22 protein-coding genes are annotated in these 19249 nt (G+C 73.4%); 6 read left to right on the top strand and 16 right to left on the bottom strand.

Annotated elements, in window-relative coordinates:
- Positions 1-34 precede the first annotated feature (34 nt).
- Genes ACY0MJ_RS06100 through ACY0MJ_RS06090 form a run of 3 tightly spaced genes read left to right on the top strand, consistent with a single transcriptional unit; the run spans position 35 to position 2993 of the window.
- Positions 35-1363, top strand: coding sequence for an NAD(P)/FAD-dependent oxidoreductase (locus tag ACY0MJ_RS06100; protein WP_462637476.1), 1329 nt, complete (start codon positions 35-37; stop codon positions 1361-1363).
- Entirely contained in the window at positions 1360-2166 is an 807-nt protein-coding gene (locus ACY0MJ_RS06095) for a lysophospholipid acyltransferase family protein (RefSeq protein ID WP_462637441.1), read from the top strand. The genes ACY0MJ_RS06100 and ACY0MJ_RS06095 overlap by 4 nt, the downstream gene beginning before the upstream one ends.
- Entirely contained in the window at positions 2163-2993 is an 831-nt protein-coding gene (locus ACY0MJ_RS06090) for a glycosyltransferase family 2 protein (protein ID WP_462637440.1), read from the top strand. Before ACY0MJ_RS06095 ends, ACY0MJ_RS06090 begins: the two co-directional genes overlap by 4 nt.
- Here ACY0MJ_RS06090 and fabG read toward each other — a convergent pair.
- The 13 genes from fabG to ACY0MJ_RS06025 are packed head-to-tail and all read right to left on the bottom strand — an operon-like array spanning position 2990 to position 14292.
- Positions 2990-3709, bottom strand: coding sequence for a 3-oxoacyl-ACP reductase FabG (fabG, locus tag ACY0MJ_RS06085; RefSeq protein WP_462637439.1), 720 nt, complete (start codon positions 3707-3709; stop codon positions 2990-2992). The genes ACY0MJ_RS06090 and fabG overlap by 4 nt on opposite strands.
- The gene (locus ACY0MJ_RS06080) at positions 3706-4155 is read right to left on the bottom strand and encodes a hydroxymyristoyl-ACP dehydratase (RefSeq protein ID WP_462637438.1); all 450 of its coding nucleotides are present in this window, start codon (positions 4153-4155) and stop codon (positions 3706-3708) included. Before ACY0MJ_RS06080 ends, fabG begins: the two co-directional genes overlap by 4 nt.
- A complete protein-coding gene (locus ACY0MJ_RS06075) occupies positions 4152-4970 on the bottom strand; it encodes a beta-ketoacyl synthase chain length factor (RefSeq protein ID WP_462637436.1) in 819 nt (272 codons plus the stop codon). The genes ACY0MJ_RS06080 and ACY0MJ_RS06075 overlap by 4 nt, the downstream gene beginning before the upstream one ends.
- Complete coding sequence (locus ACY0MJ_RS06070; RefSeq protein WP_462637435.1) at positions 4970-6157, bottom strand: beta-ketoacyl-[acyl-carrier-protein] synthase family protein; 1188 nt, start codon at positions 6155-6157, stop codon at positions 4970-4972. Before ACY0MJ_RS06070 ends, ACY0MJ_RS06075 begins: the two co-directional genes overlap by 1 nt.
- Positions 6158-6174: 17 nt before the next feature.
- Entirely contained in the window at positions 6175-6909 is a 735-nt protein-coding gene (locus ACY0MJ_RS06065) for an SAM-dependent methyltransferase (protein WP_462637434.1), read from the bottom strand.
- Complete coding sequence (locus tag ACY0MJ_RS06060) at positions 6906-7745, bottom strand: polysaccharide deacetylase family protein (protein WP_462637433.1); 840 nt, start codon at positions 7743-7745, stop codon at positions 6906-6908. The genes ACY0MJ_RS06065 and ACY0MJ_RS06060 overlap by 4 nt, the downstream gene beginning before the upstream one ends.
- A gap of 53 nt (positions 7746-7798) precedes the next feature.
- Complete coding sequence (locus ACY0MJ_RS06055) at positions 7799-10162, bottom strand: MMPL family transporter (RefSeq protein WP_462637432.1); 2364 nt, start codon at positions 10160-10162, stop codon at positions 7799-7801.
- Entirely contained in the window at positions 10159-10755 is a 597-nt protein-coding gene (locus tag ACY0MJ_RS06050; protein WP_462637431.1) for a LolA-related protein, read from the bottom strand. The genes ACY0MJ_RS06055 and ACY0MJ_RS06050 overlap by 4 nt, the downstream gene beginning before the upstream one ends.
- Positions 10752-11684 carry an LpxL/LpxP family acyltransferase gene (locus tag ACY0MJ_RS06045; protein WP_462637430.1) on the bottom strand — a complete coding sequence of 311 codons (933 nt, stop codon included), beginning with the start codon at positions 11682-11684 and terminating at the stop codon, positions 10752-10754. Before ACY0MJ_RS06045 ends, ACY0MJ_RS06050 begins: the two co-directional genes overlap by 4 nt.
- Positions 11681-12013, bottom strand: a complete 333-nt coding sequence (locus tag ACY0MJ_RS06040; RefSeq protein ID WP_462637429.1) for a 3-hydroxyacyl-ACP dehydratase FabZ family protein — start codon at positions 12011-12013, stop codon at positions 11681-11683. Before ACY0MJ_RS06040 ends, ACY0MJ_RS06045 begins: the two co-directional genes overlap by 4 nt.
- Positions 12006-13373, bottom strand: a complete 1368-nt coding sequence (locus ACY0MJ_RS06035) for an AMP-binding protein (protein WP_462637427.1) — start codon at positions 13371-13373, stop codon at positions 12006-12008. The genes ACY0MJ_RS06040 and ACY0MJ_RS06035 overlap by 8 nt, the downstream gene beginning before the upstream one ends.
- Positions 13370-14026: a COG4648 family protein gene (locus tag ACY0MJ_RS06030; protein ID WP_462637426.1), complete on the bottom strand. Its 657-nt coding sequence runs from the start codon at positions 14024-14026 to the stop codon at positions 13370-13372. The genes ACY0MJ_RS06035 and ACY0MJ_RS06030 overlap by 4 nt, the downstream gene beginning before the upstream one ends.
- On the bottom strand, positions 14026-14292 hold the full coding sequence (locus ACY0MJ_RS06025; RefSeq protein WP_462637425.1) for a phosphopantetheine-binding protein: 267 nt from the start codon (positions 14290-14292) through the stop codon (positions 14026-14028). Before ACY0MJ_RS06025 ends, ACY0MJ_RS06030 begins: the two co-directional genes overlap by 1 nt.
- A gap of 134 nt (positions 14293-14426) precedes the next feature.
- Here ACY0MJ_RS06025 and ACY0MJ_RS06020 point away from each other — a divergent pair, with 134 nt between their 5' ends.
- Both ACY0MJ_RS06020 and ACY0MJ_RS06015 read left to right on the top strand, forming a co-directional pair.
- Positions 14427-15206 carry a class I SAM-dependent methyltransferase gene (locus ACY0MJ_RS06020; RefSeq protein WP_462637424.1) on the top strand — a complete coding sequence of 260 codons (780 nt, stop codon included), beginning with the start codon at positions 14427-14429 and terminating at the stop codon, positions 15204-15206.
- Positions 15203-15805, top strand: a complete 603-nt coding sequence (locus ACY0MJ_RS06015; protein ID WP_462637423.1) for an acyloxyacyl hydrolase — start codon at positions 15203-15205, stop codon at positions 15803-15805. Before ACY0MJ_RS06020 ends, ACY0MJ_RS06015 begins: the two co-directional genes overlap by 4 nt.
- A gap of 46 nt (positions 15806-15851) precedes the next feature.
- Here ACY0MJ_RS06015 and ACY0MJ_RS06010 read toward each other — a convergent pair whose 3' ends face one another.
- A complete protein-coding gene (locus ACY0MJ_RS06010; RefSeq protein ID WP_462637421.1) occupies positions 15852-16730 on the bottom strand; it encodes a TauD/TfdA dioxygenase family protein in 879 nt (292 codons plus the stop codon).
- 16 nt (positions 16731-16746) lie between these two features.
- Positions 16747-17718, bottom strand: a complete 972-nt coding sequence (locus tag ACY0MJ_RS06005) for a tripartite tricarboxylate transporter substrate binding protein (RefSeq protein WP_462637420.1) — start codon at positions 17716-17718, stop codon at positions 16747-16749.
- Positions 17719-17801: 83 nt separating this feature from the next.
- Between ACY0MJ_RS06005 and ACY0MJ_RS06000 the strand changes: the two genes are divergently transcribed.
- The gene (locus tag ACY0MJ_RS06000; protein WP_462637419.1) at positions 17802-18599 is read left to right on the top strand and encodes an IclR family transcriptional regulator; all 798 of its coding nucleotides are present in this window, start codon (positions 17802-17804) and stop codon (positions 18597-18599) included.
- Here ACY0MJ_RS06000 and ACY0MJ_RS05995 read toward each other — a convergent pair.
- A complete protein-coding gene (locus tag ACY0MJ_RS05995) occupies positions 18596-19231 on the bottom strand; it encodes a GntR family transcriptional regulator (RefSeq protein WP_462637418.1) in 636 nt (211 codons plus the stop codon). The genes ACY0MJ_RS06000 and ACY0MJ_RS05995 overlap by 4 nt on opposite strands.
- Between the last annotated feature and the right edge of the window lie 18 nt (positions 19232-19249).

Raw genomic sequence — 19249 nt, 5'->3', positions numbered from 1 at the left:
ATCGCGCCTTGCCGAAGAAGGAGTGGGAGTGACGATGACTGCAACGGCCACCGCGCGGGAGCCTGATTTTTCCTGCGACGTCCTGGTCATCGGGGGCGGCCCCGCCGGCGCCACGCTGGCGACGCTGCTGGCGCGCCGCGGACGCGCCGTCCACGTGCTGGAGAAGGCGCGCCACCCGCGCTTCCACATCGGCGAATCCCTGCTGCCGGCCAACGTGCCGCTGTTCGACGAACTGGGCGTGCGCGCCGAGGTGGAACGCATCGGCATGCCCAAGTGGGGCGTGGAGTTCATCTCGCCCGACCACGACCACCGCAGCCACGTCGAATTCCAGGACGCGATGGACAAGTCGCTGCCCTACGCCTGGCAGGTCCGCCGCTCCGAGCTGGACGAAGTCCTGTTCCGCAACGCCGCCGCGGCCGGCGCCCGCACCTTCGAGGGCCACCGCGTGCGCGACGTGGCGTTCGACGCAGAGGGTGCCACGGCCGAAGTCGAGCGCGAGGACGGCAGCCGGGCCCGCTGGCGCTGCCGCTACGTGGTGGACGCGAGCGGGCGCGACACGCTGCTGGCCAACAAGTTCAAGAGCAAGCTGAAGCACCCGGACCACAACAGCTCCGCGCTCTTCGGCCACTACCTGGGCGCCCGCCGCCTGGAGGGCAGGCAGGAAGGCAACATCACCATCTTCTGGTTCGCGCACGGCTGGTTCTGGTTCATCCCGCTGTCGGACGGCAGCACCAGCGTCGGCGCGGTGGTCTGGCCCTACTACCTGAAGTCGCGCGACAAGCCGGTCGTGGAGTTCTTCCGCGACACCATCGCCATGTGCCCCGAGCTGGCCGAGCGCCTGGAAGGCGCGACGCTGATCGGCGACCAGGTGCACGCCACCGGGAACTACGCCTACCTGGGCACCCACTGCACGGGCGAGCGCTTCGTGCTGCTGGGCGACGCCTTCGCCTTCGTCGACCCGGTGTTCTCCTCGGGCGTGTACCTCGCCATGAGCAGCGCCTTCGGCGCGGTGTCGCTGGTGGAGGCGACGCTGGAGCAGGGCCCGGCGCGCGCCGCCGGCGCGCGTGCCGCCTTCGAGCGCTTCACGCGCTCGGCGCCCAGGGAATTCAGCTGGTTCATCTACCGCATGACCAACCCGACGATGCGGGGCTTCTTCATGGAGCCGCGCAACCCGCTGCGGGTGAAGGAGGCGGTTCTGACGGTGCTGGCCGGCGACGTGCACCGCGGCACGCCCTTCCGGCTGCCCCTGAGCCTGTTCAAGGGCTTGTACTACGCCGTCTCGCTGGCGCATCCGCTGCGCACCTGGCGCGCGTGGCGCCGGCGCCGCCGCCACGTCCGCGAGATCGACCCGGCGCTGTCGTGAGCTCGCACTACGTCGACCTGTCCCAGGACGGCGCGCAGGAAGCGCCGCCCGCGGTCGCCGTGCGGCCGGCCCTGCTGCTGCGGCCGCTGCTGAGCGCCTGGCTGTTCGTGCTGCTCGCCTGGCTGGGCGTGATCTCGCTCACCTGGAACGCGATCGCCTTCCTGCTGCGCTTCGTGCTGCGCGGCGAGCGCGCCCAGCGCGTGGGCCGTGCGGGCATCGCCTACGGCTACCGCTTCTACTGGGCCTGCGCCCGCGCCAGCGGCCTCATGCGGCTGGAGGCCGAGTCGCTCGACGCGCTGCGCGACGTGCCCGGCGGCCTGGTGATCGCCGCCAACCATCCGAGCCTGCTGGACGCGCTGATGATCGTCGCGCGGCTGCCGCGCGGCACCTGCGTGATGAAGGGCTCGCTGATGCGCAATCCCTTCCTCGGCGCCGGCGCGCGGCTGGCGGGCTATGTCGTGAACGACTCGACGCGCACCATGATCCGCACGGGCGTGGAGCGGCTGGACGCGGGCTGCCAGCTGGTCGTGTTCCCCGAGGGCACGCGCAGCCCGTCGCCGCGCCAGATCCATCCCTTCAGCCGCAGCATCGCGCTGATCGCGCAGCGGGCGGGCGTGCCGGTGCAGACCGTCGTGATCGAGACCGACTCGCCCTACCTCGCCAAGGGCTGGCCGCTGTGGAAGCTGCCGCCGGTGCCGATCGTGTTCCGGGCGCGCCTGGGCGAGCGCTTCGAGATCGATGGCGACGTGGAGCAGGCCTCCGCGCGCATGGAGGAGTACTTCCGCCGGGAGCTGCGCCCGTGACGCCGCCCTCGCGCACGCACCTGGTCCTGATCCCCAGCTACGACACGGGTCCCCGGGTGTACGACACGGTGCGGGAAGCGCGCGCGCGCTGGGCGCCCGTGTGGGTCGTCGTGGACGGCAGCACCGACGGCACGGCCCAGGGCCTGCTGGCGATGGCGGCGGAGGATCCGCAGCTGAAGGTGATCGTGCTGCCGGTCAACCGCGGCAAGGGCAGCGCGGTGCTGAAGGGCCTGGAGGCCGCGGCGGACGCCGGCTTCACGCACGCGCTCACCATGGATTCCGACGGGCAGCATCCTGCCGGGCTCATCCCCGCCTTCATGCAGGCGTCGCAGGAGCGGCCGGACGCGATGATCCTGGGCAAGCCGGTGTTCGACGCCTCCGCGCCGCTGCTGCGCGTGCGCGGCCGGCGCGTGTCCAACGGCTGGACCGACCTGGAGACGCTGGGCGCGGGCGTCGGCGATTCGCTGTTCGGCTTCCGCGTGTACCCGATCGCCGAGCTGCTCGCCGTGATGCGGCGCCAGCCCTGGATGCGGCGCTTCGACTTCGACACCGAGGCCGCCGTGCGCCTCGCCTGGCGCGGCGTCGCGCCGGTCAACCTCGACGCGCCGGTGAAGTACCTGCGGCCGGAAGAGGGCGGCGTGTCGCACTTCCATTACGTGCGCGACAACGCGCTGCTCACGTGGATGCACACGAGGCTGGTGCTGGAGTTCGTGGTGCGGTTGCCGGGGCTGGCCTGGCGGCGCAGGAAGCGGAAGCCGCCGTTCCAGTATCTCCAGGGCCCTCACCCCGGCCCTCTCCCGCCAGCGGGAGAGGGGGAAAAACGCTAGGCCATTCCGCCGTTGATCGAGATCACCTGGCCGGAGATGTAGCCGGCTTCCTCGCCGGCGAGGAAGGCCACCAGCGCCGCCACTTCGTCGGCCTTGCCGGCACGCCTGGCGGGCACCATCTGCGCGATGGTCGCCGCGTCGAACACCTTGTCCGCCATCGCCGAGGCGATGATGCCCGGGGCGACGACGTTGACCGTGATGCCGCGGCTGGCGAGTTCCAGCGACAAGGCCTTGCTGGCCGAGTGCAGCGCGCCTTTCGCGGCGGCGTAGTTCACCTGGCCGCGGTTGCCCGCGACGGCCGCCACCGAGCTGATGCTGATGATGCGGCCCCAGCGCGTGCGCGCCATGGGCAGCGACAGCGGCTGCGTCACGTTGTAGAAGCCGTGCAGCGACACGTCGATGACGCGGTGCCACTGCTGCGGCCGCATGCCGGGGAAGACGGCGTCGTCGTGGATGCCTGCGTTGTTCACCAGCACCTGGACGGGGCCGACCTCGAGCAGCTTCGCCAGCGCCGCGCCGCAGGCTTCGCCATCGGTCACGTCGAAGGCCACCGCCTCGGCCGAGCCGCCGTCGGCGCGGATGCGCGCGGCCAGTTCCTCGGCGGCGGCGAGGCGCCCGTTGGCATGCACGATCACGTGCAGGCCGTCGCGTGCGAGGCGCCTGGCGATGGCGCTGCCCAGATCGCCGCTGCCGCCGGTGACGAGCGCGCGCTTCATGCGGCCAGCGGCGTGTCGAGCACGACGGCGAGGCGGCCGTCGGCGACGGGGGCGTCCTGGTGGGTCACGGTGAAGGCGTAGAGCAGCTGGCGGCCTTCGCCGGCCAGGTGCTCGGCTTCCACCGCCAGCTCGCCGGGCAGGTCATCCAGGCGCAGGCGGTGCAGCTGCACGCCGCGCGCGCTGGCGAGGAAGCCGGGGGCGGCGCTGCCGCCGGCGGCCCGCGCCTTCAGCGCGCCGTGCACGGCGGCGGCCTGGGCCGCGTATTCGATCGCCGCGCCGGCGAGCAGGCCGCTGCGGCTGCGAAGGGGATGGTCGGCGTCCGTGTGGCTCGTCGCGGTGCAGCGGATGCGCGTGCCGTCCCAGGAGCGCACGGTGTCCAGCAGGCACATGCGGCCGGCATGCGGGACCAGGGCCGCGATCGCTTCGTGGCCGAGCACGGTGCTCATTGCGGGAATTCCAGTTCGATGCGCAGCGCCAGCTGTGGCGAACCGGCCAGCACGACGCACGCTCCCTCGCGGCGCGCGACGGCTTCCAGCAGCGGCAGCGCGCGCGCGGCGGGAATGCGCTCGCGCAGGTCCTCCAGCGCGGCGTCGCGGCAGCGCGTGGGCGGGCCGGCTTCGGACTGCGGCAGCAGGCGCGCCGTCAGGCGCACCGCGCCCGCCGCGTGGCCGGGTGCCAGCACCAGCGCCACGCCCATCGTGTCGGGCAGCGGCCGCGTCGCGTGCAGCGGCTCGGGGTAGGGCGTGTCGCTCGCCACGAGCAGCAGGGGGGCGCGCAGCGCGGGCAGCTGCACGAGCGCGGCGACGAGGCCGGCGCTGAAGCTGTCGTCGTGCGCGCAGACGCTGGTGGACGCCTGCTGGCTCGCCACCGCGATGTGCCAGTAGCCGGCGGCGGCGTTGTGCACGGAGTTGGTGAAGCGCGTGGGCGAGACCAGCCGGTCGGCGCCGGGCGGATGCGCGAGCGTCTCGCACAGCGCGTGGCAGTTGGCGCCGTCGCCGCTGGAGGACGTGAACACCGTGGCCAGGCCGGCGGGGTCGAGCGCCGCGTCGGCGCAGGCGGCGTCGGCGACGGTCAGCGCCGCCTTGACCGAGGTGCCGGCGCGGCGCCGCTCCGCCGCGGGCAGGCGCTGCGGCGGCGGAACCACGGCAGGCGCGGGCACGTAGGACGCCTCGCCGCGCAGCACCGGCAGCGCCGCTTCCCAGGAAGCGAAGCCGGGCGCCAGCAGGCCCACGCCGAGCAGGTGCAGCTGCATGGCGGACATCAGGCGGCTCCCAGCACGAGGCTGGCGTTGGAACCGCCGAAGCCGAAGGAGTTGCTGATCGCGTGCGCGAAGCGCGCGACGCGGTTGGACGCGAGGTAGTTGACGCCCAGCGACGGGTCGCGCTCGCGCAGGTTCAGGCCGCCGGGCATCAGGCCGTGGCGCAGGCCGAGCAGGCTGATCACCGCTTCCACGCCGCCGGCCGCGCCCAGCGTGTGGCCGGTCGCGCCCTTGGTGGAACTGCAGGGGATGTCCTGGCCGAAGACGGACTGCACGGCGCGGTCTTCCGCCGCGTCGTTGCTGGGCGTGCCGGTGCCGTGCAGGTTGACGTAGCCGACCTGCGCCGGCTCCAGGCCCGCCTCGGCCAGCGCCTGGCGCATGGCCACGGCGGCGAGCGCGCCTTCCGGATGCGGCGAACTCATGTGGTAGCCGTCGCTGCTCTCGCCGTAGCCGAGCAGCGTGCCGAAGGGCGCTTCGCCCGCGACGGGCTCGCGCTGCAGCAGGGCGAAGGCCGCGCCTTCGCCGAGCGACACGCCGCTGCGCTGCGCGTCCCAGGGCCGGCACACGTCGGCGGCGAACAGCTGCAGCGAATGGAAGCCGTACAAGGTGGTGAGGCACAGGCTGTCGACGCCGCCGACCACGGCGGCATCGACCCAGCCGGAGGCGAGCAGGCGCGCGGCGTCGCCGTAGACCTTGGCGCTGGACGAGCAGGCGGTGGACACGACCCAGCGCGGGCCGCCCGCGCCGGTCGCCTCGGCCACGAAGCTGGCGAGCGAGGCCGTGCTGTGCGTCTGCGCGTAGCGAAAGTCCGCCGGCAGCGCTCCGTCGGGGCCGCGGCGGCGGTACGCGTGCTCGCTCTCGAGGATGCCCGAGGTGCTCGTGCCGAGCAGCACCGCGACGCGGTGCGCGCCCCAGCGGGCGCAGGCGGCGCGCACGGCCTCCAGGAAGCCGTCCTGTTGCAGCGCCTGCCAGGCGAGGCGGTTGTTGCGGCAGTCGTAGCCCCGCAGTCCGGACGGGAGGGCGACGGACTCCAGGCCTTCGGCCAGGCCGATCCAGCCGGGCAGGTCCACGTCGTCGAAGGCGCAGGGCCGCAGGCCGCTGCGTCGCGACTGCAGCGCAGCGACGTGCGCGGCGAGGCCGCTGCCGAGCGCGGTGGTCAGCGTGGCGTGCGTGATGGGCAGCGGGTTCATGCGGAAGGCAGCCTCGTTCAGGCGCGCTGGGCGACCAGCAGGACGTTGGCGAAGGGCGTGCCCTCGCTCATGGGGCGCGCGTCGACGTGCAGGCCCAGGGCCTGCAGCTGCGCGATCCAGGCGGCCAGCGGCCGGCCGTAGGTGGGCGGCACGGCGTGGCCGCGCACGCGCGTGACCAGCCGGTCGACCCACTGGCTGATGGCGAAGCCGCGGCGCGCGCCGGCGTCGCCCACGCGCAGCAGCAGGCGGCCCTCGGGGGCCAGCGCGTCGCGCACGCGGCGCAGCACCTGTTCCTGCTCGGCGTGGGTCACGTAGTGCAGCACGTCGAGGATCACCACGGCGTCGGATTCGGGGAAGGCGGCGCTGCGCATGTCGGCGCAGACGAAGCGCGCATCGGGCGCGTCGCCCAGGGCCGCGCGGGCGCGGTCCACGTCGCGCGGCATCAGCTCGATGCCGGTCACGCGCGCGCCGGCGGGAGGCGGCGGCCAGCAGCCGGGCCAGGCGCTGGCACCGTGCATGTCGCCGCAGGCGCGCAGCAGGCTCGCGAGCAGGCCCTGGCCGCAGCCGATGTCGAGGACGCGGGCGCCGGGCGCGATGAGGCCGCTGCCCAGGAGGTGGCGGAACACCGGGTCCATGCCCAGCTTGCCGCGCGCGAAGTGCCACGCGAAGCGGCCCGCGCGGCGATAGGGCGCGCTGGCGCGTTCCAGCAGCTCGCGCCAGGCAGCGGGATCGCGGGCGATCACGGCGCTCATGCCGCAGCTCCGGCGCGCAGCGCCTGCGGCAGCGTGACCGGGCGCAGTCCCTGCGCGCGCAGGCGTTCCAGCAGCGGCGGCAGCACGGCGAGGATCACGGGCCGGCCCTGCGCATCGCGGGCCGCGTTGCCGTCGTGCAGCAGCACGATGTCGCCGGCGGCGAGACCGCGCACGAGGCGCGCCAGCACGCGCCCCGGATCGCGTTCGCGCGTGTCGTAGCCGCGGCGCGTCCAGCTGGCGAGGGTGAGGCCCAGGCGGTGCAGCACCGGCGCCAGGAAGGGATTGCGCAGGCCCGCCGGCGCGCGGAAGAAGGCCGGCGCCTCGCCGGCGAGGGGCGCCAGCGCCGCCTGCGCGCGCCCGATCTCGCGGGCGAAGCCGCGCGGGCCCAGCAGCGAGAAGTCGTGGCGGTGCACGTGGGTGTGGTTCTGCACGCTGTGGCCGCGGCGCACGATCTCGCGCACCAGTTCCGGGTAGCGCAGCGCCCGTTCGGCGATGCAGAAGAAGGTGGCGCGCGCGCCGTGCGCATCCAGCAGGTCCAGCACCGCGGGCGTGACCTCCGGGTCGGGTCCGTCGTCGATCGTGAGCGCCACTTCGGCGCGCGCGGCCGCCGCGGCCGGCAGGCGCACGAGGTTCTCGCCCAGCCAGCGCGAACGCGGCCAGAGCCCGGCGAAGGTGAGCGCCGCGTGATTGAGCACCAGCGCGGCCAGCGGCCACGGCCACTGCGACGGCGAGGCGGCCAGGGCCAGCGCCGCACCCGCGTGCACGGCGGCCGTCGCGCGCAGCAGCGGCGGCAGCGGCCAGGGGCGGGCGGTCGGGGGGGAAACGGCGGCGGTCACGGGCGGTACGGCGGTGGCATGGGCCGCGGCGGGCGCAGCTCATGCATGCGTATTCATTGTGACACGCGCCCGCCCGTTCCCTGGAGGCCACGCCGGGAAAAAGCCGCAGCCAGCAGCAGCGAAAACAACGCTCCCGGCGCCACGGTCTGGCCGACGGCCGCCAGGGCGGGCACGTCCGCCGTCGCCAGCAGCCCGAAGGAGACCACCGTGGTGACGTTGGCGAACAGCAGCGAGGCCAGCGTGTCATGGTCGGCCGCGCCGCGCAGCTGCAGGTGCTCGAAGAAGAGCGCGTAGTTGGAGCCGATCGCCGCCACCAGCAGCAGGCCCACGAGGTGCAGCACGCCCAGCGCCGCGCCGGAGGCGGTCAGCCCCGCGAGCACCAGCAGCACGCTGGCGGCGAGCGGCACCAGCACGCGCACCAGGCGGCGCGCCGAGCGCAGGTGCGCCGCCAGCAGGGCGAGCACGGCCAGCGCGCCCAGCAGCGCCTGCCAGCGCGCCTGCCGCAGGTAGCCCGCGTAGATCGCATCGAGCTCGGGCTGGATCTGCACGATGCGGGCGCCGGGCACCTCGGCGATCGCGCGGCGCAGGGCGTCCAGCGGCAGCTCGCCGCCGGCGGCGGGCTGCAGCGACAGCAGCGCCGTCCAGGGTTCGCCGTCGTGGCCGGGCAGCAGTTGCGCGTCGACGGCGCTCGCGAGCGGCGTGCCCTGCAGGTCGGCCCGCGTGAGCACGGGGGCGCTGCGCTGCGCCTGCACGTCGGCCACGAAGGGCTCCAGCTTCGCGAGCGGCAGCGGGCCGTCGCGGGTGGCCTCGGCCAGCCGCGCGCGCAGCACGCCGGCCTCGGGCAGGATGGCGCGCCGGGCCAGCTGCGCCTGCGGGCTGGGCAGGATGCGCGCTGGCGACTGGTAGCCGGGCAGGCGCCCGTCGGCCACCAGCGCGTCGAGGCGCTCGCCGACCTGTTCGGCGGCCGCGAGCGCCGCGGCTTCGCTGCGCGCTTCCAGCGCCACCAGCACGCCCCCGTCGGCGGCGCCGAGGTCGGCACGCAGCGACGCGTCGAGTGCGAGCGCCTGCGGCGGCACGGGGCTGAGCGAGGCCAGCGTGCCGCGCCAGGGCGAGGGCAGCGCCAGCACCGCGATGGCCGCCGCGACGCTCAACGCGGCGAGCGGCCAGCGCGCGCGCTGCAACAGCGCCAGCAGCACGCCGGTGAAGCGGCCCAGGCGGTCGCGCAGGCCCGTGCCCGCCGCGCCCTGCGGCGCCAGCACCGGCAGCAGGTAGCGCGTCGTGAGGGCCGCGGCGAACAGCCCGCTGATCGCGAACACGCCCAGCTGCGCGAGCCCGCCGAAGCCGGAGAAGGCGAGCGCGGCGAATCCGGCCACCGAGGTCCACAGGCCCAGGCGCACCGTGGGCCAGTGCTCGCGCAGCCAGCCTTCGCGCCGCAGGCCGCGCGCCTGCACGAGGTAGTAGATGCCGTAGTCCACCGCCTCGCCGATCAGCGTGGTGCCGAAGCCCAGGGTGAGGCCGTGCACGCTGCCGGCCGTGAGGCTGACCGCCACGATGCCGGCGACCACGCCGCTCGCGACCGGCAGCACGGCGAGCCCGAGCGGCCGCAGCGAGCCGAAGGCCACCAGCAGCAACAGGACCATCGCGATCGTGCCCAGGGTCGCCAGCCGCTCCACTTCGGACTTGATCGTGGCGCGCGATTCGACCGAGAACACGCCGGGGCCGGAGAGCTCCAGCTGCATCCCCGGCGCGGCGACGGCCGCGAACTGCTGGCGCACGACGTCCTGCGCGGCCGCTTGGCCGTCGAGGTCGCCGCCGTCGGCGTGCGTCGTCGCGACCAGCACGGCGCGCGGCTGCGTGCGCGAGACCCACACCCCGTCTTCGGTGCGCGGCGCGGCGGCCGGGATCATGGCTTCGGCCATGCGCACCGTCTCGCCAGTGGGGTCGCGCCACAGGATGGGCTTGATGCGGCTGCCGACCGGCGTGCCCAGCAGGCTCACCGTTTCATCGATCGCGGCGCGCAGGCCTTCGGCCGTGAAGCGCTGCGCATCGACGCCGGGGCTCAGGAGATAGCGGCGGTCGAACAGCACGCGGCCCAGCGCCGCGTCCTCCTCGCCGGCGCCGTTGTGCACGGACTCGAAGGCGCCGCTCGCGCGCAGCGCCTCGCCCAGCTTGCGCGAGGCTTCCGTGCGCTGCGCGGGCTCGCCGCCGCGGAGGCCGATCATCAGCACGCGCGCCGTCGCGCCGTTCTTCAGCTGCGCGAGCAGCACGCGCTGTTCGGCCGTCGGCGCGGACGGCAGGAAGGCGGAGAGGTCGGCGACGTAGCTGGCGCGCGCGCACAGCCACAGGCCGATCGCCATGGCGACGAGCCACAGCCACGGCGCCGGCTGGCGCCACGCGGCGCGCCAGGGAGCCGTCAAGGCCGCGCGCCGGCGGCCACCGGCTCGATGCGCATCACCGAGGAGTCGCCGTCGGCCAGCGAGATGCGCACCTCGCGCACCTGGCCCTGGCGGCCGGACAGGCGCACCTGCGTGACCTGGCCGCGCAGGCGCGGGTCGCGCGGCATCAGCTGCAGCTGCCACTGCTCGGGGCTGCCCTGCAGGTTCATGTCGAAGTAGCGCTCCAGGATCGCGCGGTTGCCGGTGAGCGTGCCGCGGATCGCCTCGACGATCACCGCCGCCTCGGGCACCGCGTCGAGCAGCGCCGTGTGCGTGCGGTTGCCGCGGCTGACGGTGAGCTGGTTGCCCTGCACCGCGAGCTTCTCCTGCGTGGGCCGCAGCGTCTCGCGCACGAACACGTCGGGCGCGGCGAAGCGCAGGCGGCCGCTGGAGCGGATCGTGCGATCGAGCTGCAGCACCTGCCGGTCTTCCGTGAACACCGCTTCGCCGGAGCGCACCTGGGCCAGGCGCGCCATCAGCGCGTCGAGGTCGAATCCGGCGGCGCCGGCGGGCGCGGCGCAGGCCAGCGCCAGCAGCAGCAGGGCGCGGCGCGGCAGGAAGCGGGTGTGCGTCATGGCGCCCAGAAGTCGTAGAAGTTGAACCAGTTGGCGGGCGTTGCGCGGCACTGCTGCTCCAGCAGGCGGACGTAGGTGTGCAGCGCCGCCTCGGCCGCGGCTTCCTGCGCCGCGCGGTCGCCGCCGGCGCTGAAGTCCGCGATGGGGGCGAAGCGCAGCCGATAGCGGTTGCCACCCAGGTACAGGCCGGCCATGAAGACGGCCGGCCGGCGCAGCAGGCCCGCGAGCCGGAACGCGCCGTCCGAGAACGTCGCAGGCGCGCCGAGGAAGTCGATCGCGTGCGTGCGCGAGCGGCCGGCATTCGCGCCCGCGCCCTGCAGCGTGCGGTCCGCCAGCAGGCCGGCGACGCCGCCGTCCTCCAGCCAGTCGCGCAGTTCCAGCATCGCCTCCATGCGGCCCAGGCCGATCACGTGCAGTTCCGCCTCGGGCGCGATCGCGCGCAGCGTCTCGCCCACCAGCTTCGCGTTCTGTTCGTACATCAGCATCGCCACGCGCAGGCCGCGGCGCGCCTGGCCCAGCGCGCGCAGCGCCTCGAAGCTGCCCAGGTGGGCGCCGACCAGGAAGGCCCCGCGACCGGCCTGCAGCACCGCGTCCAGGTGCTCGACGCCCTCGAGCTCCACCTCGAACAGTTCGAAGTCGCCGCGCAGCAGGTACACGCGGTCGAGGATGGTCGCGGCGAAGTGGTGGATGTGCGCGTAGCGCTCGCGCCAGCGCGCCGGACGCCCGTGCACGCGGGCGAGGTAGTCGCGGGAGGCGCGCGCGGCGGCCCCGCCGAACAGCAGGAAGTACAGCGTGATCGGGTGCAGCACCCAGCGGGCGATGCGGCGCCCCAGCGTGACGGCGATCCAGCGCATCAGGCGCAGCACGCCCGCGGTGCTGCGCTCGCGCTGCGTCGCCCAGGCGGCGGAGGCTTGCTGCGCGGCGCTCATGCGGAGGCCTCGAACTGGCCGCTGGCCGCGAGCTGTCCCCGCGGCGCGTCGCCTTCGGCATGGCGCCACACCTCGAAGCGCACGCGCGGGGCCCCGGCGCTCCAGCGCACCTCGATGGCGGCGCCGGGGCGGACCGGGGCGAGGAACTTCACGCTGGCCAGGCGCGGCCGCGGGCCGAGCGTCGTGGCGGCCTCCGCATCCTCCAGCAGCGCCTCCATCGCTTCGGCCAGCAGCACCACGCCGGGCAGCAGCGGCTGCCCGGGGAAGTGTCCGGCGAACGAAGGATGCGTGGCCGGCACATCGATGGTCTTGCTGCGCATCTCAGGCATCGCCTGCCTCCGCCAGCAGCCGCGTCGCGAGTTCGGCGAGGCGGCGCGCCGGCAGCTTGCCGGTGGGATCGCGCGGCAGGGTGTCCACGCGCAGGATGCGGCGCGGCAGGAAGGCCGCGTCCACGCGCTCGCGCAGCGCGGCGAGCAGCTGTTCGCGGCTGACCTCCGGCGCGGCGACGACGGCGACCAGCCGCACGACCGAGGCATCGCCTTCGTCCGGCGGCAGCCAGAAGGCGCCGTCGCGCACGCCGGCGATGCTGTTCAGGTGGTGGTTGAGGTGGGCCAGCGAGCTGCGTTTGCCGGCGACGTTGATCAGGTCGTTGCTGCGTCCCAGCAGGCGGAAGCGCGTGGGCGAGAGAACCTCCAGCACGTCGGCGAGCGGCGTCGGCGTCGCGACATGGCCGCCGCTCACGCGCACCTGCTCGCCGTCGCCCGCGAGCACCAGGCCCGGGAAGGCCTCCCATTCGGGGCCCTCGGTCGTGCGGCGCGTCGCCACCTGGCCGGCTTCGGTGCAGCCGTAGATCTCCACCAGCGGCGCGCCCAGCTCCTTTTCGCTCCGGTCGGCCAGCTGCGGCGGCAGCGGCGCGGTGGCGCTCACGACCAGGTCCAGCGGCGGGACTGCGATGCCGGCGTCGAGCAGCGTCTTCAGGTGCAGCGGCGTCGTGACCAGCACGCGCGGCCGCGGCACGGCGGCGAGTGTCGCGGCGATGTCCTGCGCGAAGAAGGGGCGCTCCGCCGCGAAGGCCGCGCCGCCCAGCGCGGCGATCAGCACCGTGGACTCGAAGCCGTACATGTGGTGGGCCGGCACGGTGCCGACCACGGTGACGCCCGTGAGGTCCGGCCGCTGCAGGTACTCGGCGATGCGGGCGGCGGCGCCGCGCACGTTGGCCACCAGCAGGTCCCAGCGCTTGCCGTGCGGCATGGGGTCGCCGGTGGAGCCGGAGGTGAGCACGTGGGCGACCTCGCGGTCGGCTTCGATCATGGGCAGCGGCGCGGGGTCGGAGGGCGCCGGCCGCAGGTCCGGAAAGGGCAGGGTGGGCAGGGCGAGCGCCGGCTGGCCCTCGTCGGACAGCACGTAGGCGGAAGGAAACAGCGTGCGCAGCCGCCGCACCATGTCCGGCGTGTGGTTGGGCGGCATCAGCGCGGCCTGTCCGCGCACGGCGGCCGCCGCCAGCGCCAGCGTGAACAGGTAGCGGTCGGCGGTCATCGCCAGCACCGGGCCGCCCTGGGGCAGCGTCGCCGCCAGGGCCTGCACTTCCTGCAGGAAACGCTGGCGCGAGACCGGCCGGCCGCCACGCCAGCACAGGGGACTGTCCAGGGCGGCGCCGCCCTGGAGGAAGGCCAGGCGGGCGTCGCTCACGGCTCGACCACGCCTGCCGCGCCATGGGCGCGGTATGCGCGCACGGCCTGGACCAGGCCCACGCGCTCGAATTCGGGGTGCAGGCGGTAGCGCACGAGGTATTCGCCGATGAACATCGCCGCGGTCAGCAGCGGCGTCAGCAGGTTGGCCAGCAGCGACCAGGCGGCGAAGTCCCCGGCGAGGAACAGCGACACCGACGTGGCCGCCATGGCGACGAAGTAGAGCGTCCAGGCGCGGGTGACGTTGCGGGTGTAGGCCGCCATCGCCGGCGTCAGGCCGCCGTGCACGCGCCGCGCGAGCGTGCTCACGAGCGGCTCGGCGCCTGCGCGCAGCGTGCCGCCGAACCAGGCGCCCAGCGCCAGGTGGACGCCGGCATGCTGCGCCAGGTAGAGCCAGCGGCTGGAGAAACCGGCGCCCGCCGCCCGCAGCGCCAGCAGCAGCACCGCGGCCAGGGCCGCGAGCGCCAGCGCGCGCTGGCGGGCGCGCCAGAGCGACGCGATGCCGACGACGGCCAGCGGGCCCAGCACGAAGCCGAGCGTCCAGGCCGAGTCCTGGGCGTGCGTCATCATCCAGTGGGAGCCCAGCGCGTACGCCAGGGCCGCGGCGGCACCCGCCAGGAAGCGCATGCGGCGGGCGGCAGGGCCGGCGGGCATCAGGTGGTCCGGTGGGCGGCGATGTGGTCGGCCAGGCTGGCCAGGGAGCCGAAGATCTTCTCGTTGTTGTCGTCGTCGGCGCGCAGCTGCACGCCATAGCGCCTGGACACGACCAGCGACACCTCCAGCATGTCGATCGAGTCCAGCCCGAGGCCGTCGCCGTACAGGGGCTCGTTCGGGTCGATCGCCTCGGGCGCGACCTCCAGGTGGAGAGCTTCGACCAGCAGGCTGGCCACTTCCTGAAGCAGTTGTTTGTCGGCAGTCATCGTGTTGCCCGGGGGCAGCGGCGGCTTGAAAAGCGTGGATTTTATGCGACGGCCATGCGCGACAATGGAGCCGTGTGCCGGCGCGAGGACATCATCACGCCGGCGTGCATCGTCCGCCACGACCCGCAGTCCCCATGCCGTCCACGCCTCCCGCACCTTCACCGGCCTCCGTGCGCCTGCCGCACGCGCCCCTGCCGTCCTACTACCGCGGCGACGACCCCGCCGCGCGCGAAGCCTTCCTGCGCCGCACCTTCGACGACACCGCCGTCGACTACGACCGGCTCGAGAAGATCCTGGGCCTGGGCACCGGCTCCTGGTACCGGCGCCAGGCGCTGCTGCGCGCCGGCCTCGCGCCGGGCATGCAGGTGGTGGACGTGGGGATGGGCACGGGCCTCGTGAGCAAGGAGATCCTGAGGATCACCGGCGAGCCCCGGTGCCTGGTCGGCGTCGATCCCAGCGCGGGGATGATGAAGGAAGCGCACCTGCCCGCGGGCGTGGCGTGCCGCCTGGGCCGCGCCGAGGACATCCCGGTGGCGACGGCCAGCGCGGACTTCCTGGTGATGGGGTACGCGCTGCGCCACATCGCGGACTTCGGCGCCGCGGCGGCGGAATTCCGCCGCGTGCTGAAGCCGGGCGGCCGCCTGCTGGTGCTGGAGATCACGCGGGCGCGGACGCGCTGGGGCAACCGGCTGCTGAAGGCCTACATGCGGGGCGCGGTGCCTCTGCTGGCGCGCTTCGTGGCGAAGTCGGCGACGACGCCCATGCTGTGGCGCTACTACTGGGACACGATCGAGGCCTGCGTGCCGCCGGCGCAGGTGCTGGAGACGCTCGCGAACGCGGGGCTGGCCGACGTGGAACGGCACGTGGAGCTGGGCATCTTTTCCGAATACCGCGCGCGGGGAGTGGCGCGATGAGGCTGCGGAGGACTCTTCGTCGCTGCGCGCTCGTCGCGGCGGCCGTGCTGTGGGGCGCTTCGGCGCAGGCGCAACTGCGGCATCCGGCGGACCAGTGGGAGTTCGCGTTTGAGGGCGGCTACCTGGCGAAGGTGCGCGACAACTCGCCGCACGACTACCGGATCGCACCGCTGCAACTGGCGTGGCGCAGCCCGGCGATGTTCAACCTGTGGGAAGGCCGGGGCGGTGCGCGCCTGACGGTGCGCAACCGCGTCGCCCTGGTGGGCGAGGCGATCGTGCGCGGGCCGGAGGACCACTACTTCGCCGTGGCGGGCGCGCCTTCCTTCGAGCTTTGGTCGGCGGATCGCCGCACGGCGGGCTTTTTCGAGGTCGGCGGGGGCGCCGGATTCATCAACTCCAAGGGCGTGGAAGGCGGCCAGGGGCAGGACCTGGCCTTCAACTGGTTCACGCAGCTGGGCCTGCGCCGGCAGATCGGCGAGGGCATCGGCCTCACCGCCGCGGCGTACTTCACCCACCACTCCAACCTGGGCATGACCCGGCCGAACCCCGGCATCGACGTGCTGGGGTTGAACTTCGGAGTGGTCTGGACGCTGGATTAGGGCAAGGCTCCCTCTCCCGCTTGCGGGAGAGGGCTGGGGTGAGGGCCTAAGCCGCCAGCAGCATCGCCTCCGGCGTGTCGTTCACCGTCGTGCGGCGCAGCTCGCGGCGCTCGCTCACGTCGTAGCGGCGGCCGCGGTGCAGGGTGCTGCGGTTGTCCCACATCACCAGGTCGCCGGGCGTCCACTCGTGGCGGTACACGCGCTCGCGCTGCGTCGCGTGTTCCAGCAGGTCCTGCAGGTACATGCGGCTTTCCGCCGTGGGCCAGCCGAGGATCTGCCGCGCGTGCACGCCGACGAACAGCACCTTGCGGCCGGAGCCCGGGTGCGTGTCGGCCAGCGGCCAGACGGCGGGCGGGATCTCCTTCTTCTGTTCGTCCGTGTACGCGTCGTCGCCGAGCAGCAGGCGCGTGTGCAGCGCGAAGTGCTCCGCCTTCAGGTCCTGGATCTCCACCTTGGTGCGCTCGTCCAGCGTGTCGTAGGCGTCGCGCAGGTCGGCGAACTCGGTGTTGCCGCCCCAGCTGGGCGTGATCACGCAATGCAGCATCGAGTAGGCCGCGCGCGGGTTCATGAAGGAGCTGTCGGAGTGCCACAGCTGGTTGGCGAAGTTCGACAGGTTCTTCGGCGAGTCGCGCCGGGCGACGTTGCCCTGCGCGTCGACGTTGGAGATGTCGATCAGGCGCTCGTCCTCCAGGCGCTCGGGGCGCTTGAACACGCGCTTGAGGCCGATGTCCAGCGGGCCGAAGGACTTCGCGAAGTCCAGCTGCTGCTGCGCGGTGAGCGGCTGGCCGCGCCACACGAGCACGGCGTACTGGTTCATCGCGGCGTTGATGGCGCGCACGTCGGCCGGCGCCAGCGGGCGGGTCAGGTCGATGCCGCTCGCCTCGGCGACGAAGACGGGATGGAGGGGCTTGAGTTGCAGGCTCATGTCTGTGCTGTGGAGGTCAGTCGATGCGGATGTGCGCCTCGGTGACCACGCGGCCCCAGCGCTTCATCTCCCTGGCGAGGAAGGCGTCGAATTCCTCGGGCTTGCTGCCCACGATCGCGAGGCCGTACTCCTGGGCGCGCTTCTTCACCTCGGGGCTGGCCAGCGCCTTGGCGGTGTCGGCCTGGATCTTCTGCAGCACCGGCTTGGGCGTGCCGGCGGGGGCGACGAAGCCGAGCAGGGCACCGACGTCGAAGCCGGGGATGACCTCGGCCACGGTCGGGTAGTCGTGGCCGGCGACGCGCTTGGCGCCGAGGGTCGCGATCATCTTCATCTTGCCGGCCTGCACGTAGGGCAGGATGGACAGGAAGGGATCGACCACGAGGTCCAGTCGCCCGCCCATCAGCTCGGTGTGCGCCGGGGCGCTGCCCTTCATGGCGATGTGCTGCATCTCGAAGCCGGCTTCGCGCTTGAGCAGCTCGGCGCCCAGATGCGTGGTGCTGCCGGCGCCCGGCGTGCCGTAATTGAGCTTGCCGGGGTTCTTTCGGGCGTAGGCGATCAGCTCCTTCAGGTTGTTGAAGGGCGCATCGGGACGGGCGACCAGGGCCAGCTGCATGTCGAACAGCTGCGTGATGCCGGCGAGGTCCTTCTGCGTATCGTAGGGGAGCTTGCCGCGCAGCGTCGGGTTGACGGCCAGCGAGGAGTTCACCATCCCGATGGTCAGGCCGTCCGGCGCGGACTTGGCGACGTAGTCGGCCCCGATCACCGTGCCGGCGCCCGGCTTGTAGTCGATGATCACCGGCTGGCCCCAGGTCTCCTGCAGCTTCTGCGCCAGGATGCGGCCGATGGTGTCGGTCGGGCCCCCCGGCGGGAAGGGGATGATGATCTTCACGGGGCCGGTGGGATAGGTTTCGGCAGTCGGCGTGGCGGCGGGGGCGGCGAAAGCCATCGTGCCGGCCAGCAGGCCGGCACAGAGATTGATCCAGCGCAAGCTTTGTCTCCTCAGTTGGGGATAAAATGAAACGGCGTTCCGGAATGTTATCCGAAACTCTAGAAAAAATGAAACTGGGTTCCATGAATATGGCGGATGCGATCGGTGGCGGGTCGGAAGCGGGCCCCAGGGACGAGGTCAGCGCCCTCGCGCGCGGGCTGAGCCTGCTGCGCATCGTCGCGGACGCGAACGAGCCGCTGTCCAACCGCGACCTGGCGGAACGCGCCGGCATTCCCAAGGCGACGGTGTCGCGGCTGGTCGCCACGCTGCAGTCGGCCGGCTTCCTGCGCCTGGCGCCGGGCGAGCGTTATGCGCTCGGCCCGGCCGCCCTGCACCTGGGTGAGGCCTACCTGCGCAGCTTCGATTTCCGCCAGCAGGCGCGCGTGCACCTGGCCGAACTCGCGGAGGCGTCGGGCGCCAACGTCCACCTGGGCGTGCGCGACGGCCTGGACCTCGTGCTCATCGACACGCTGCGTCCGCGCACGGCGCTGATCCTCTCGCGCATGGACGTCGGATCGCGCATGCGCATCGCGACGTCGTCCATGGGACGCGCCTACTACGCGGCGCTGCCGCCGGAGCAGCGCGCCTCGCTGCTGCAGGAGGTGGTGGCGGCCGCGGGCGATGCCGCGCCGCAGGTACAGGAGAAGATGCATGCGGCTCTCGCCGACTACGCCCGCGACGGCTTCTGCACGTCCTTCGGCGAGTGGCATCCCGACATCAACGCGCTGGGCTTCGCGCTGCACGGGCCGCGCGGGGAGTTGTATGGCGTGAGCGTGGGCGGCCCGGCCTACGTGCTGCCGCCGCAGATGATGCTGGAGAAGATCGCGCCGCTGCTGCTGGCGGCGAAGGGAGCGATCGAGCGGGAATCCGGGGTCCGCTAGGCGGCCGCTTCCAGCCCGTTGCGGAAGTGCTCCTGCATCCGCTCGCGCGCGCGCTCGGCGTCTCGCTTCGCCAGCGCCTCCATCACGCGCGCGTGTTCGTCCAGCGACTCCTGGATGCGTCCGGACTTCAGCAGCGAGTTGTGGCGGTGCAGCTTCATCACCTTGCGCAGGTCGGCCACCATCTGGTTGCGCCACTTGTTGCCGGCGATCTCCAGCAGTCGCATGTGGAAGCGCTCGTTCAGCGCGAAGAAGCGCTCGCGGTCCTTCACGGCCGCCTCCAGGTCCTTGTGCAGCTTCTGCAGTTCCTTGAGCTGTGGCGCCGTCGCGCGCTCGGCGACCACCGCGGCGGCATCGCTTTCCAGCAGCGCGAGCAGGTGGTAGACCTCGGCGAGGTCCTGCTCGGAGACCTCGGTGACGTAGGCGCCGCGCCGCACCTTCATGGTCACCAGGCCCTCGGCCGCGAGCACCTTCAGCGCCTCGCGCAGGGGCGTGCGGCTGATGCCGTACTCCTGCGCCAGCTTCACCTCGTCGATCCAGCTGCCGGGCTCCAGCTCGCGGCGGAAGATCCGCTGGCGCAGCAGCTCCGCCACCTCCTCGTAGAGGGCGCGCGGGGCGAGGGACAGGGCGGACATGGAGCGGATTCTAGGCCG

The organism is Ramlibacter sp. bp-362 (genome assembly GCF_054956735.1).
The sequence above is the reverse complement of the archived record's forward strand: the minus strand, read 5'-3'. Positions and strand labels throughout refer to the sequence as shown.

What these genes read in the sequence shown, in the direction of transcription:
- ACY0MJ_RS06100 (WP_462637476.1), top strand. Translation starts at nt 35, where the DNA reads ATGACTGCAACGGCCACCGCGCGGGAGCCTGATTTTTCCTGCGACGTC.
- fabG (WP_462637439.1), bottom strand. Translation starts at nt 3,709, where the DNA reads ATGAAGCGCGCGCTCGTCACCGGCGGCAGCGGCGATCTGGGCAGCGCC.
- ACY0MJ_RS06080 (WP_462637438.1), bottom strand. Translation starts at nt 4,155, where the DNA reads ATGAGCACCGTGCTCGGCCACGAAGCGATCGCGGCCCTGGTCCCGCAT.
- ACY0MJ_RS06075 (WP_462637436.1), bottom strand. Translation starts at nt 4,970, where the DNA reads ATGTCCGCCATGCAGCTGCACCTGCTCGGCGTGGGCCTGCTGGCGCCC.
- ACY0MJ_RS06070 (WP_462637435.1), bottom strand. Translation starts at nt 6,157, where the DNA reads ATGAACCCGCTGCCCATCACGCACGCCACGCTGACCACCGCGCTCGGC.
- ACY0MJ_RS06065 (WP_462637434.1), bottom strand. Translation starts at nt 6,909, where the DNA reads ATGAGCGCCGTGATCGCCCGCGATCCCGCTGCCTGGCGCGAGCTGCTG.
- ACY0MJ_RS06050 (WP_462637431.1), bottom strand. Translation starts at nt 10,755, where the DNA reads ATGACGCACACCCGCTTCCTGCCGCGCCGCGCCCTGCTGCTGCTGGCG.
- ACY0MJ_RS06045 (WP_462637430.1), bottom strand. Translation starts at nt 11,684, where the DNA reads ATGAGCGCCGCGCAGCAAGCCTCCGCCGCCTGGGCGACGCAGCGCGAG.
- ACY0MJ_RS06040 (WP_462637429.1), bottom strand. Translation starts at nt 12,013, where the DNA reads ATGCCTGAGATGCGCAGCAAGACCATCGATGTGCCGGCCACGCATCCT.
- ACY0MJ_RS06030 (WP_462637426.1), bottom strand. Translation starts at nt 14,026, where the DNA reads ATGCCCGCCGGCCCTGCCGCCCGCCGCATGCGCTTCCTGGCGGGTGCC.
- ACY0MJ_RS06025 (WP_462637425.1), bottom strand. Translation starts at nt 14,292, where the DNA reads ATGACTGCCGACAAACAACTGCTTCAGGAAGTGGCCAGCCTGCTGGTC.
- ACY0MJ_RS06020 (WP_462637424.1), top strand. Translation starts at nt 14,427, where the DNA reads ATGCCGTCCACGCCTCCCGCACCTTCACCGGCCTCCGTGCGCCTGCCG.
- ACY0MJ_RS06015 (WP_462637423.1), top strand. Translation starts at nt 15,203, where the DNA reads ATGAGGCTGCGGAGGACTCTTCGTCGCTGCGCGCTCGTCGCGGCGGCC.
- ACY0MJ_RS06010 (WP_462637421.1), bottom strand. Translation starts at nt 16,730, where the DNA reads ATGAGCCTGCAACTCAAGCCCCTCCATCCCGTCTTCGTCGCCGAGGCG.
- ACY0MJ_RS06000 (WP_462637419.1), top strand. Translation starts at nt 17,802, where the DNA reads ATGAATATGGCGGATGCGATCGGTGGCGGGTCGGAAGCGGGCCCCAGG.
- ACY0MJ_RS05995 (WP_462637418.1), bottom strand. Translation starts at nt 19,231, where the DNA reads ATGTCCGCCCTGTCCCTCGCCCCGCGCGCCCTCTACGAGGAGGTGGCG.